The sequence below is a fragment of the Billgrantia saliphila genome, assembly GCF_002930105.1.
Taxonomy (GTDB): Bacteria; Pseudomonadota; Gammaproteobacteria; order Pseudomonadales; family Halomonadaceae; genus Halomonas; species Halomonas saliphila.
The window spans coordinates 84,181-97,203 of the sequence record NZ_PJRN01000005.1; the positions used below are offsets into that span (position 1 = coordinate 84,181).

General features: G+C 69.0%; 10 protein-coding genes and 1 tRNA gene. 4 read left to right on the forward strand and 7 right to left on the reverse strand.

Going from position 1 to position 13,023, the window contains the following annotated elements; translation table 11 throughout:
* Nucleotides 1–98 precede the first annotated feature (98 nt).
* The 3 genes from selA to CYJ07_RS07370 all read left to right on the forward strand — a co-directional run bounded on the left by selA (nt 99) and on the right by CYJ07_RS07370 (nt 3,679).
* Nucleotides 99–1,637 carry an L-seryl-tRNA(Sec) selenium transferase gene (gene selA / locus CYJ07_RS07360; RefSeq protein WP_104203037.1) on the forward strand — a complete coding sequence of 513 codons (1,539 nt, stop codon included), beginning with the start codon at nt 99–101 and terminating at the stop codon, nt 1,635–1,637.
* On the forward strand, nt 1,634–3,562 hold the full coding sequence (gene selB, locus CYJ07_RS07365; RefSeq protein ID WP_104203038.1) for a selenocysteine-specific translation elongation factor: 1,929 nt from the start codon (nt 1,634–1,636) through the stop codon (nt 3,560–3,562). Before selA ends, selB begins: the two co-directional genes overlap by 4 nt.
* 21 nt (nt 3,563–3,583) lie before the next feature.
* A tRNA-Sec gene (locus CYJ07_RS07370) sits at nt 3,584–3,679 on the forward strand.
* 21 nt (nt 3,680–3,700) lie between these two features.
* Here CYJ07_RS07370 and CYJ07_RS07375 read toward each other — a convergent pair.
* The 4 genes from CYJ07_RS07375 to CYJ07_RS07390 form a co-directional block, all read right to left on the reverse strand.
* A complete protein-coding gene (locus tag CYJ07_RS07375) occupies nt 3,701–4,360 on the reverse strand; it encodes a L,D-transpeptidase (protein ID WP_104203039.1) in 660 nt (219 codons plus the stop codon).
* Between the two features lie 217 nt (nt 4,361–4,577).
* Nucleotides 4,578–5,627 (reverse strand): ABC transporter ATP-binding protein, encoded by a 1,050-nt coding sequence (locus CYJ07_RS07380; RefSeq protein ID WP_104203040.1) that lies wholly within the window; start codon nt 5,625–5,627, stop codon nt 4,578–4,580.
* Nucleotides 5,615–7,315 carry an ABC transporter permease gene (locus CYJ07_RS07385; RefSeq protein WP_104203041.1) on the reverse strand — a complete coding sequence of 567 codons (1,701 nt, stop codon included), beginning with the start codon at nt 7,313–7,315 and terminating at the stop codon, nt 5,615–5,617. Before CYJ07_RS07385 ends, CYJ07_RS07380 begins: the two co-directional genes overlap by 13 nt.
* 2 nt (nt 7,316–7,317) lie before the next feature.
* Nucleotides 7,318–8,301 (reverse strand): ABC transporter substrate-binding protein, encoded by a 984-nt coding sequence (locus tag CYJ07_RS07390; protein WP_104203042.1) that lies wholly within the window; start codon nt 8,299–8,301, stop codon nt 7,318–7,320.
* Nucleotides 8,302–8,494: 193 nt separating this feature from the next.
* On the opposite strand from CYJ07_RS07390, the gene CYJ07_RS07395 reads away from it, so the two are divergent.
* Nucleotides 8,495–9,022, forward strand: coding sequence for an HPP family protein (locus CYJ07_RS07395; RefSeq protein ID WP_104203043.1), 528 nt, complete (start codon nt 8,495–8,497; stop codon nt 9,020–9,022).
* 9 nt (nt 9,023–9,031) lie between these two features.
* Here the strand turns inward: CYJ07_RS07395 and CYJ07_RS07400 are convergent, their stop codons facing one another.
* The 3 genes from CYJ07_RS07400 to fdhF are packed head-to-tail and all read right to left on the reverse strand — an operon-like array spanning nt 9,032 to nt 13,011.
* The gene (locus CYJ07_RS07400) at nt 9,032–9,268 is read right to left on the reverse strand and encodes a formate dehydrogenase subunit delta (protein WP_104203044.1); all 237 of its coding nucleotides are present in this window, start codon (nt 9,266–9,268) and stop codon (nt 9,032–9,034) included.
* A gap of 7 nt (nt 9,269–9,275) precedes the next feature.
* Nucleotides 9,276–10,100 carry a formate dehydrogenase accessory sulfurtransferase FdhD gene (gene fdhD, locus CYJ07_RS07405; protein WP_104203045.1) on the reverse strand — a complete coding sequence of 275 codons (825 nt, stop codon included), beginning with the start codon at nt 10,098–10,100 and terminating at the stop codon, nt 9,276–9,278.
* Nucleotides 10,093–13,011, reverse strand: coding sequence for a formate dehydrogenase subunit alpha (gene fdhF, locus CYJ07_RS07410; protein WP_104203046.1), 2,919 nt, complete (start codon nt 13,009–13,011; stop codon nt 10,093–10,095). The genes fdhD and fdhF overlap by 8 nt, the downstream gene beginning before the upstream one ends.
* Nucleotides 13,012–13,023: the final 12 nt, after the last annotated feature.

Consider the following 13,023-nt stretch of genomic DNA (forward strand, 5'->3'; position numbering starts at 1 on the left):
CGCGCATGGACGTGGCCCGGCCCGGCATGCTATGCCATAGGGACGACCCCTCTCCTTTGGATAGGAGAAATGACCGTCCCCGGCATGGAATGACGAAAATGGACGTTCGACGCAGCCTGCCCGCGGTGGATGCACTGCTGGCCCACCCTCATGTGCGTGAGGCCCGCGGAAGCTACGGCCAGCGCCTCGTGCGACGCGCCGTGCGCCAGACGCTGGACGAGACCCGCCGCATGCTGGCACAGCCGGCCGCACCGGCCAGCCCCGACCTGGACAGCCTGGCGACGCGGGTGCTGAGCCGCCTGGCCGAACTGGCCCGCCCCGCCAGTCGCGCGGTATTCAACCTCACCGGCACGGTGATCCACACCAACCTGGGGCGCTCGCCGCTCGCCGAGGCGGCCATCGAGGCCATGACGCAAGCGGCGCGCCACCCGGTGGCGCTGGAGTACGACCTCGACAGCGGCGGCCGCGGCGATCGCGACCGACTGGTGGAAGGCCTGCTGTGCGAGCTGACCGGTGCCGAAGCGGCCACCGTGGTCAACAATAATGCCGGCGCCGTGCTGCTGGCCCTGGGCGCGCTGGGCGCGGGCCGCGAGGCGTTGATATCGCGCGGCGAGCTGATCGAGATCGGCGGGGCCTTCCGCATGCCCGACATCATGGCCGCGGCGGGCTGCCGCCTGCGCGAGGTGGGCGCCACCAACCGCACCCATGCGCGTGACTTCGAGGGGGCCGTCGGCGAACATACCGGACTGATCGTCAAGGCCCACACCTCCAACTACGCCATCACCGGCTTCACCTGCAGCGTTCCCGAAACCCGCCTGGCCGAGATCGCCCATGCCCATGGCATTCCCTTCCTGGTCGATCTGGGCAGCGGCGCGCTGGTCGATTTCACCGCCCTCGGCCTGCCCTACGAGGCGCAGCCCGGTGACGCCATCGGCGCCGGCGCCGACGTGGTCACCTTCAGCGGCGACAAGCTGCTGGGCGGCCCTCAGGCCGGCATCATCGTCGGTCGCCGCGAGGCGATCGCACGCATCAAACGTCATCCGCTGAAGCGCGCCCTGCGCCTGGACAAGCTGACCCTGGCCGCACTCGAGGCGACGCTACGCCTTTATCGCGACAGCGATGCCCCTCAGCGCGACATTCCCACCCTGGCGCTGCTGGCCCGTTCGGAGGACGCCATCGCCGCCACCGGCGAGCGGCTGCTGCCCCACGTCCAGCGCCTGCTTCCCGACATCGAGGTGACGCTGGAGCCGTGCCTGAGCCAGCTCGGCAGTGGCTCGCTACCGGTCGACCGCCTGCCCAGCCGAGCGCTGGCATGGCGGCCCAAGGATAGCCAGCGCCGCCTGCGCGAGCGCCGCCTGCGGCGCCTCGAAGCGGCGCTGCGCGACCTGCCCCGACCGGTCATCGGTCGGCTCAGCGAAGGCGCCCTGCGTCTCGATCTACGCTGCCTGTCCGGTGCGGACGAGGAGGCGGCCTTCCTGGATCAGCTGAAAGCCCTGCCGCGGCGCTATGCGACCAGCGAGGCCAGTCATCGGGCCGACGAGGAAGCGAGCGCGCCCGGCATTGGGCGAGAGAGCCGACGCACGGACGAGCCAGCCCGCGCCGTGGCCGCCAGCGACACGAGCGGAGGCGCGCCTTGATCGTCGGCACCGCCGGCCATGTCGATCATGGCAAGACCGCCCTGATCCAGCGGCTCACCGGCATCGACACCGACCGACTGAAGGAGGAGAAGGCGCGCGGGCTGACCATCGAGCCCGGCTTCGCCTATCCAGAGGTGGCCGACGGCGTCGAGCTCGGCTTCGTCGACGTGCCCGGGCACGCCCGCTTCCTTCATCACATGCTGGCGGGCAGCGCCGGCGTCGATACGGTACTGCTGGTCGTGGCCGCCGACGACGGCGTCATGCCGCAAACCGTCGAGCATCTGCAGATTCTTACCCTGCTGGGGCTTAGCCGCGGCATGGTGGCGCTGACCAAGATCGACCGGGTCGACGCCGAGCGCCGGCGCCAGGTGCGTGATGAGATCACCGCACTGCTGGCCGAGACGCCGCTGGCCGAGGCCCCCATTATCGAGGTCTCCAGCCACAGCGGCGAAGGCGTGGACGAGCTGCGCGACAGGCTGTGGACGGCGGCGGCGATGCAGCGCCAGACGCCGGCTCACGGGCGCTTCCGGCTCGCCGTCGACCGGGTCTTCACCAAGGCCGGCGCCGGACTGGTGGTGACCGGCACGGCCTTCGCCGGCTGCGTGAGTCAAGGCGACGAGGTCCGCCTGGTGCCGGCCGGCCTGACGGCGCGGGTGCGGGGGTTGCGTCGGCAGCACCGCGCCGGCGAATGGGCGCAGCAGGGCGATCGCGTGGCGCTCAACCTCGCTGGCGCGGGCATCAGCCGCGACGCGATTCAGCGTGGCGACTGGATCATGGCCGAGTCGCTGGAGACGCCCCCGCTCCGCCGCCTCGACGTCCAGCTGCAACTGCTCGACGACGCGCCGTCGGTCAAGCACTGGGCGCCGATCCACGCGCACCTTGGCGTCACTCGACTGTGCGGCCGCCTGTCGCTGCTCGAGGGCCAGCGGCTCGCGCCGGGCGAAGGCATGCTGGGACAACTCGTGCTCGACACCCCGGTGCACGCCTGCCTCGGCGATCGCTTCGTGATTCGCGATCCCGGCGGGCGCCTCACCCTGGGCGGCGGCATGGTGCTCGACGGAGACCCGCCCCGCCGCGGCCAGCGCCGTCCCGAGCGCCTGGCCTGGCTCTCGGCGCTGGCCGAGTGCGCGGCCGCGGGGCCGCCGTTCGATCTCGACCCGCCCCTGCGCCAGGCGCTGCGCCAGCGGCCCATCGGCGTGGACCTGGGGGCCGTGGCACGCAACGCCAACATCGACGTGGCGGAGCTGAGCGAGCGAGTCGAGGCGCTGGGAGGCCGAGTCATCGCCACCCAAGGCCAGGCCCGCGCCTTTTCCCGGGAGACCGTCGCGACGCTGGAGGCGCGCCTGCTCGAAGCCGTGGCGGCCAACCATGCGCGCGACCCCTCCATGCTCGGCACCGAGCGCGCCCGGCTGGCGCGCCAGACCATGCCCGAGCTGCCCGAGCCGGTCTGTCGGGAGCTGCTGGCGGCGCTGGTCGATCGCGGAGCGCTGGCCACCCACGGCCCCTTCGTCGCCCTGCCCGAGCACCGTACGGTGCTCAGCGATGCCGACGAGGCGTTGTGGCAGCGGCTCGAGCCGCTCATCGCCACCGCCCCCTTCCAGCCGCCGCGGGTACGCGACATGGTCGCCGCCGCGGATCTCGACGAGGAGCGCATCCGCCGGACGCTGGTCGCCAGCGCTCGCCTGGGCCGGCTCTATCAGGTTCGCCGGGACCATTTCTACCTGGCAGAGACGGTGGTCGAGATGGCCGCGATCGTGAAGACGCTCGAGGACATGCACGGCGCGGTGCGGGCGGCCGAATTTCGCGACCGGATCGGCACCGGCCGCAAGCTGGCCATTCACATTCTCGAATTCTTTGATAGGGTAGGGTACACGCGGCGCAGGGGGGACGAGCGCTACATCCGCCAAGCCGGCATGTGGCAATAGAACCCGACCCGCGACACTCAAGGAAGAGGATCGACCCCCGGTGGGGCGGCCAGACTTCAAATCTGGCAGGGGCTGCCAGCGGTCCCTGGTGGGTTCGACTCCCACGCTCTTCCGCCAAGTCTTCCCGGCTAAGAACGGTTATCCCAGGATCACGACGCGCGTGCCGATTCTCAACCACGGGTCGAGAGCGCGGATCTGCTCGTTGTCCACCGCCACGCAGCCTTCCGTCCAGTCGAAGCGCTGATGGACGTAGGGGTCGCCACGGCCCAGGCCGTGTATGCCGATCAGGCCGCCCAGGGCGGTATCGTGCGGCGCACGGCCGTGGCGCGCCCGGTAGCTTTCGATGTAACCGTACTCCTGCGGCGTGATCCTGCCCAGCCGCAGCGCCTCCTGGGCCACCTGCGCCGTGGGATAGTCGAAGCCGAAGAACAGCCCGAAGCGCGAAGCGCGGTTGATCCGGTCGACGCGAAACTCCCCGAGCGGCGTCATCGAGCTGCCCCTGGCGCGCAGCGGTGCCGCGCCGCCAGCCCCGTAGGCAAGGTGCTCGATGCGCTTGATAACCGCCTCGCCGCGGTAGAGCGTCACCTGCCGACGCCGCAGGTCGATACTCAGCCAGACCTCGTCCCGGGTCAGCCCCTCGGGCATGGCCGCGCCATCGAGGGATTGCCATAGCAGCGAGGAAAGGAAGGAATGGCCGCCCGCCTCGGTCGAGGTCGACGGAAGGTTGGCTTGGGCCGATGGCCCGAACGTGAGCAATGCCGCCGTCAGGACGGCAGCCGAGAAGAGTCCCCTGTACATATCACCTTGCCCTGCGCGTTGATGCTTTTTATCGGCTCGTTATGGTGTCGTTATGCGGCTGGCCGAATGCCGAACGGGCAGCGGGTTCATCCGCGAACGGGCCATCGGCTGCCAATGGGCGAAATATATCACGCGGCAGCGCGGGCAAAAGCCCGAACTACCGCGGAAAGCGGCCATTTCTCGCCAGCCTGTTCAACGCTATGCGCGGTGCCGAGGATCAGTCTCGACCCGTCGTTCCCGCCTCCGGCTCCAGCCCCCAACCAAGCTCCAGCGTCACCCCGACAACGCCGCCCTCGACAAGGCGCCGTGACGAGTGAGCGAGCAGCGCCGAGCCATCGGCCAGGCGCAGCCCGAGCTCGTAGCGCTCGCCGCGAAAGATCGCCCGCTCCACCCGCGCCCGCATGCCGCGCTCGCCCAGGCGTACATGTTCGGGGCGAATCAGCACGGGGCCTCGCCCTTGCGGCCCCGCCTCTCCAGCGGCCGACATCAGGGCCTCACCCTGCAGCCACTGCCCGGGCGCGGCACCCGGCAGCATCAGCACGCTGCCCTGGCCGATGAAGCCGGCCAACCATTCACTGCGCGGTTGACGATAGAGGGTTTCGGGGGTCGACCACTGCACCAGCCGTCCCTCGCGCATCACGGCGATGCGATCGGCCAGCGCCATCGCCTCGCCCTGGTCGTGGGTGACGTAGACGAGCGTGGCGCCACTGCGGCGATGGAAGGTGCGAAAGCCCTCCTCCATGGTGGCGCGCAGGTGGCGGTCGAGATTCGCCAGCGGCTCGTCGAGCAACACCACTGACGGCGAGGCTACCAGGCAGCGGGCCAGCGCCACGCGCTGACGCTGGCCCCCGCTGAGCTCCTGCGGGCGGTGCTCGGCCAACGCCGCGAGCTGTACCATGGCGAGCGCCTCGTCGACGCGGCGGCGATAGTCGCGACCGCCGACGCCGCGCAGCTTGAGCGGGTAGCCGACGTTATCGGCCACGTTCATGTGCGGCCACAACGCATAGGACTGGAAGACCATGCCCATGTGCCGCTCCTCGGGAGGCACATGGCAGGTCGCGTCGGACAGCGTCCGGTCGCCGAGCCGGATGCGCCCCTCGCTGGGATGCTCGAAGCCCGCCAGCATGCGCAGCACAGTGGTCTTGCCGCAACCGCTGGGTCCGAGCAGTGCCACGAACTCCCCCGGGGCGACGTCCAGCGTCAGCCCGCTCACCGCCGCATGCTCGCCGAAACGCTTGCCGACACCATCCAGACTCAGTTCCGCCAAGGGATCACCCCCCGCGGCAGGCGTGAAGCCAGCAGGCTCAGCGCCAGCATCATCAGCGCCACCACGGCGACGACCAGCACCGCCACTGCCGAGGCCAGCACGCTGTCGCCGCCCTGGTCGAGGGTGTAAACGAGAACACCCAGCGTCTCGTTGCCGGCGCTCCACAGCAGCGCCGAGACGGTGAGTTCGTTCACCGCAATCAGGAACACCAGCAGACCGCCGGCGAACAGCGCCGGAGCCATCAGCGGCAGCACGATGCCGGAAAGACGCCGCCACAGGCCGGCGCCTGCCAGTTGGGCGGCCTCTTCGAGCGACGGGTCGAGCTGCGCCAGGCTCGCCGTCACGGGCTTCAGGCCGACCATCAGGAAGCGTGCCAGGTAGGCGATGAAAATCAGCCCTAGGGTGCCGTAGAGCGTCACCTCGACCAGCGGCAGCGGTCGCACGAACAGCAGGATGCAGGCTACCGCCAGCACCACCCCCGGCAGGGCGTAGGGCAGCTCGATGGCGCCGAGGGCCAACCCCTGCCAGCGCCGCGGCAGACGCAGCAGGCGATAGGCCAGCGGCAGGGATACGGCCATCAGCGTGAGCGCAGCTCCGCCGGCCAGCCACAGGCTGTTGTGCAGGGCCCGGCGCGTCACGCCCTGGCGTCCCAGCATTTCGCGGTAGGCTTCCAGCGTGGCGCTCTCGATCGTCAGCGGTACCCCCATGGCCGGAACCAGCGAACCCACCACCAGCGCCAGCAGCGGAGCGACGAGGAGCACCGCGAGCAGCGCCGCGAGGCCGGCTTCGACCCAGCCTCGCCAGCGACCCAGCGACAGGTCGTGCGCCCGCCCCACGTGACCGATCAGGCCGAAGCGGCTGCGCTTCATCAGTCGCTGCTGCAGAGCGACGCCGGCCAGCGCCAGCCCGCCGATCAGCATCGACAGGACGGCCATCTCGGCCAGCACGCCGGTGCCGAAGCCTGCCATACGCTGATAGATCAGGGTGGGCAGCACATGGTAGCCGGCGGGGATGCCGAGCATGGCGGGGATGCCGAAGTTGCCGAGATTGGAGACGAAGGCCATGGCGCCGCCGGCGACCAGCCCGCCGCGCGTGAGCGGCAGCACGGTATGCCACCACACCTGGAACGGCCGGGCACCACTGATGCGCGCGGCTTCCACCAGCTCGCGCGGCAGCGCCACCAGGCTGGTACGCAGTGCCAGGAACACTAGTGGCGCGCTCTGGATGCCCAGCAGCAGGGCAATCCCCTCGCCCGAATGGAGCGGCTGGGGGCTGCCCAGCGCCGGGGCCACGCCCAGGCTGTTGAGCAACGGACTGGCCGGGCCGAACAGCTGCAGCCAGCTCAATGCGGTGACCTGGGGCGGGATCATCATCGGCAGCATGAAGCAGAACATCAGCATGCCCTTGCCGCGCACGTCGGTCAGGGTGATGGCGAAGGCGAACAGACCGCCCAGCAGCAGCGCGATCAACATGCCCAGCACGCTGGTATAGACGCTGTGCCACAGCGCCAGCCAGGTACGGGACGAGGAGAGAACGCGCCACAGCGGGGCCTCATTGCCCAGACCGAGATCGCTGAGGGCTTCCACCAGCAGGCGCAGGCTGGGGGTCAGGCTGAGCAGCAGGATCGCCCCCAGTAGCAGGGAGAGCAGCCAGCGCTGCTGGCTGCCCGGCGCTGCCATCGACGGCATCGTCAGCCTCCGAACAGCTCGCTGAAGCGCTGCTTATGCACCTCGGCCTGCTCCAGGGCGCGTTCGGCGTCGAGCGGCATCACGCGGATCTCGTCACGGGCGGGGAAGCCCGGGGGCGGCTCGATACCGTCGAGCGCCGGCAGGTAGCCCTGCTGGCTGACCAGTTGCTGTCCCTCTTCGGAAAGCAGGAAATCGACGAACCGCTGCGCGGCCTGGGGATTGCGGGCCTCGGCCAGGATGGCCACCGGCTCGGTCACGGCGGTGACGCCCTCCTCGGGAAAGACGAAGGCCACCGGTGAGCCCTTGGCCGCCTCGCGGATGGGCAGGAAGTCCACTACCACCCCATAGGGCTTGGTTCCCCCGGCCACGTCGTTGAACACGCCGCCATTGCCGCCCTGGGCCTCTGCCCGGTTGGCAGCCAGCGCCTCGTAGTAGTCCCAGCCCAGGTCGGGATGCTGGGTCAGCGCGGCCAGGTGGATCAGGGCGGCACCGGAGTAGAGCGGGCTGGGCATGGTCACCTGACCGGCATAGTCGTCGTCGACGAGCTCCCGCCAGCTCGTCGGTGCCCGCTCGGCGCGCGTGTTGTAAACGATGCCGGTGGTGATCAGCTTGGTGCCGTAGTAGTAGCCTTCGGGATCGTAGAGCGAAGCGTCATAGCGGTCGCGCGATTCGCTCAGGTAGGGCTGCAGCCTGCCCTCCTGCTCGAGCGACTCCATGGTCACGCTGTCGGCGATCAACAGCACGTCGGGCTTGGCCATGCCGGCCTCGAACTCCGAGCGCAACCGGGTCATCAGCTGCGTGGTGCCGTCTCGCACCCACTCCACCTCGATGTCGGGGTGGGCGGCCTGGAAGGCGTCCACGGTCTGCTGGGCATCGCTGTTGGGCTGACTGGTGTAGAGCACCAGCGTGTCGGCCTGGGCCTGGGCAAGCAAAGAGAGACCGGCCCACAGGCAGGCCAGGGCGGTACGGGTGAGGCATCGGGACATGGGACTGGCTCCTGTCGGGTAAGCAGTCCCACGTTAGTGCCGCCGCCTTACAGCTTTGTGACGCCTACAGAGGAGACGGCCTTAAAAACTGACTTCGGTCAGCCAAACGTCATGTTCTTATAAAAAAACTTGCCTTCCCTTTGCCGGTGCGCTCTGCGAGACTCCTGCACCTATTTTGTGCAATCGGGCAACGATGAAGACCTATTTCGCCAAGATGCGCGCCGAGCGAATCCAAGCTCCCAGCCCGGACTGGCAGGACGCCCTGTGGTCCTGGTTCGGTGCGTTCAGCGGGATGGGTGCCATCTGTTGGCTCAGCGCGCACTGGTTGTCCCACCATCTGCTGATCGTAGCCTCCTTCGGCGCCACCTCCGTGCTGCTCTATGCCGCCCCAGACAGTCCGTTCGCACAGCCGCGTAACGTCCTGCTGGGGAGCATGCTCTCCGCTCTGGTGGGGGTAGGCTGCTTCCAGCTATTGGGCAGTACCGCGCTGGCCGTCACGCTCGCCGTGTCGCTCTCGGTGCTCGTCATGCAGCTCACGCATACCGTGCATCCCCCGGGAGCCGCCGCGGCGCTGGTCGCCGTGATCGGCGGTCCACCGATCACGGCCCTGAATTGGTGGTACCCCTTGATGCCGATCGGCATCGGTTGCAGCGTCATGCTGCTGGTGGCAATCCTGGTCAACAATCTGGCCCGCCATCGGCGCTATCCGCGCTACTGGTAGCAGACGATCTCACCCCGCGCGGGCGACCTGCTCCTGCGCCAGCCGCTCGACGGCCTGCCTGGCCACGGGCGAGAGCTTGCTGCCGTCCTCGCGCAGGTAGTCGACGATCTGGCGCTTCATGCTGCGAGCCCAGAATTTCTTGAGGTGGGTGGATACGCGCTCGGCCGCGGCGTCGCCATAGTGAACGTTGTTGGCGGCGATCTGGTTGGCCATGTGGATCAGGGAATCGAGCTGGCTGCGACTCATGGCGGGGTCAACCTCCGCTGGCATGGGAGACCGGCAGCGCTGCGCTTGCCGGCTGGTGGTAGATGACATGACGCCCCGAGCGGGCGAAGCCGACCAGCAACAGACCCGCCTGGCGTGCCTGCTCGATGGCAAGCGAGGTGGGTGCCGATACCGCGATCAAGCAGCCGATGCCGGCGCCGGCGCATTTCTGCACCATCTCGTAGCTGGCACGACTGGAGACCAGAACAAAGCCGTCCTGCGCTTCACGGTCACGTCTCGCCAGTGCCCCGATCAGCTTGTCCAATGCGTTGTGCCGGCCCACGTCCTCACGCGCCAATAGCACCTGTCCGGCAAGGTCGCACCAGGCCGCGCCATGGGTGGCGCCGGTCTCGCGCTGCAACGGCTGGTGCCAGCGCAGCATCTCGAGAGCGTGCTGAATGGCGTCGTCGGCCACGACGGGAGCGACGACCGGGGCGATCGGGCGGATCGCCTGATCCAGCGATTCGGTGCCGCACAGGCCGCAGCCGGTGCGCCCGGCCAGGCTGCGCCGACGCTGCTTGAGTTCCATGAAGCGCTGGGTGGCGATCTGCAGGTGCACGGCGATACCGGCGGCCTCTTCGCGCACCTCCAGGCCGTAGAGCTCCTCGGGCGCCTCGAGGATGCCCTCGGTGAGGCTGAAGCCGAGGGCGAAGTCCTCCAGGTCGGCGGGCGTGGCCATCATCACGGCATGCGAGATGCCGTTGAAGACCAGCGCCACCGGGGTCTCCACGGCGATGCTGTCATCGGTTAACTCGGTGCCGCCGGCCCGGCGCACGTCCACCGGGGCTCGGCAGCTGCTGGGGTCGTCACTCATTAGCACGCTCCGCTGAGGGCTGCTTGCCCGCTTCGTCCTTCACGCCGCGCAGCAGCTCGAGCTGGAGCCGGTCGAAATTCTGGAACTGGCGCTGCCAGGCAGACGGCTGGCTGACCTTCTCGACCTGCACGGCGGTCACCTTGTACTCCGGACAGTTGGTCGCCCAGTCGGAGCTGTCGGTGGTGATCACGTTGGCCCCGCTGCCCGGGTGGTGGAAGGTAGTGTAGACCACCCCCGGCGGCATGCGGTCGCTGATCCGGGCGCGCAGCACCGTCTGGCCGGCACGGCTGGTGATGCCGACCCAGTCGCCGTCGCGCACACCGCGCAGCTCGGCGTCCGCGGGGTGCAGCTCGAGCACGTCCTCGTCGTGCCAGGCCTGGTTGCCGGTGCGCCGGGTCTGGGCGCCGACGTTGTACTGGGAGAGGATGCGCCCGGTGGTCAGCAGCAGCGGGAAGCGGCGGTTGCTGAGCTCGGCGCTCTCCACGTAGTCGGTGATGGCGAACTGGCCGCGGCCGATGGGGAAGTCCTCGATGTGCATGGTCGGCGTGCCTTCTGGATGCGCCTCGTTGCACGGCCACTGGATGCTGCCCAGTTCGTCGAGCCGCGCGAAGCTGACACCGGCGAAGCTCGGCGTGAGGCTGGCGATCTCGTCCATGATCTCTGCCGGATGATCGTAGTGCATGGGGTAGCCCAGCGCGTTGGCCAGGTCCACGGTTACCTCCCAGTCCTCCTTGCCGGCCAGCGGCGGCATCACCTTGCGTACCCGATTGATGCGCCGCTCGGCGTTGGTGAAGGTGCCGTTCTTCTCCAGGAAGGAGGAGCCCGGCAGCAGCACGTGGGCGTACTTGGCCGTCTCGTTGAGGAATATGTCCTGCACGATCAGGCACTCCAGCGAGCGCAGCGCCTGTTCCACGTGCTGGGTGTTCGGGTCGGACTGGGCGATGTCCTCGCCCTGCACATAGAGCGCCTTGAAGTCGCCGGCGACAGCGGCGTCGAACATGTTGGGGATGCGCAGCCCCGGCTCGTCGTCGATGGGCACGCCCCAGGCCGCCTCGAAGCGCTCGCGCACGGCGGGATCGCCGACATGCTGATAGCCCGGCAGCTCGTGGGGGAAGGAGCCCATGTCGCAGGAGCCCTGGACGTTGTTCTGTCCGCGCAGCGGATTCACGCCCACGCCTTCACGGCCGATATTACCGGTGGCCAGGGCCAGGTTGGCGATGCCCATGACCATGCTCGAGCCCTGGCTGTGCTCGGTGACGCCGAGGCCGTAGTAGATAGCGCCGTTGGGCGCGCGGGCGTAGGTGCGCGCGGCGCGGCGCACCTGCTCGGCCGGCACGCCGGTGACCGCCTCGACGTGCTCGGGCGAGTGGCGCTCGTCGAGGATGAACTCGCGCCAGGCCAGGTAGCCTGACTCGTCGCAGCGGCCGGCGATGAACTCACGGTCCTCCAGCCCTTCGCTGATCACCACGTGGGCCAGGGCGTTGACCATCGCCACGTTGGTGCCGGGGCGCAGAGCGAGATGCTGGGCGCCGCGATGGTGCGGCGTCTTGAGCAGGTCGATGCGCCGCGGGTCGATCACGATCAGCTCGGCGCCCTGGCGCAGGCGGCGACGCATCTGCGAGGCGAATACCGGGTGGGCGTCGGTGGGGTTGGCGCCGATGACGACGATGGCATCGGCCTTCATTACCGAATCGAAGGTCTGGGTACCGGCGGACTCGCCCAGGGTCGCCTTTAGGCCGAAGCCGGTGGGCGAGTGGCACACCCGCGCGCAGGTGTCGGTGTTGTTGTTGCCGAAGGCCGCGCGCACCAGCTTCTGCACCAGGTAGGTCTCCTCGTTGGTACAGCGCGACGAGGTGATGCCGCCGATGCTCTCACGACCGTACCGGGCCTGGATCGCCTTGAGCCGCTCGGCGGCGAAGGCAATCGCTTCCTCCCAGCCCACCTCACGCCAGGGCTGGTCGATCGACTCGCGAATCATCGGCGTTTTCAGCCGATCCGGATGGGTGGCGTAGCCGAAGGCGAAGCGGCCCTTGACGCAGGAGTGGCCGTGGTTGGCGTCGCCGCCCTTGTACGGCACCATGCGCACCACCCGGTCGCCCTGCATCTCGGCCTTGAACGAGCAACCCACGCCGCAGTAGGAGCAGGTGGTGACCACGCTGTGTTCCGGCTGGCCCTGCTCGATCACCGATTTCTCCATCAGCGTCGAGGTCGGGCAGGCCTGCACGCAGGCCCCGCAGGAGACGCACTCGGAGTCCATGAAGGCCTCGCTCTGCCCCGCGGCGACCTTGGACTCGAAGCCACGCCCCTCGATGGTCAGGGCAAAGGTGCCCTGCACTTCATTGCAGGCACGCACGCAGCGCGAGCAGACGATGCACTTGCTGGGGTCGAAGCTGAAGTAGGGGTTGGAGTCGTCGGTCTCGGCCGCCAGGTGGTTCTCGCCGTCGAAGCCGTAGCGCACCTCGCGCAGGCCCACCGCGCCGGCCATGTCCTGCAGCTCGCAGTCACCGTTGGCCGGGCAGGTCAGGCAGTCCAGCGGGTGGTCGGAGATGTAGAGCTCCATCACGTTGCGCCGCAGCTTGGCGAGCCGCGCGTTCTGCGTGGTGACCTTCATTCCGTTCTCGACCGGCGTGGTGCAGGAGGCCGGCAGCCCGCGCTTGCCCTCGATCTGCACCGCGCACAGGCGGCAGGAGCCGAACGCCTCGAGGTTGTCCGAGGCGCACAGCTTGGGAATATTGATATCGGCCAGGGCCGCGGCGCGCAGTACCGAGGTACCCTCGGGCACGCTGATCTCGGTGCCGTCGATCTCGAGGGTGACGAGCGTCTCGGAGAGCCGTGCCGGGGTGCCGTAGTCGCGTTCCGGCAAAAGGTGCTGGGGAACGGACGCCTGCTTGGGGTCGTAATAGTGCAACATGTCGTACCTCCT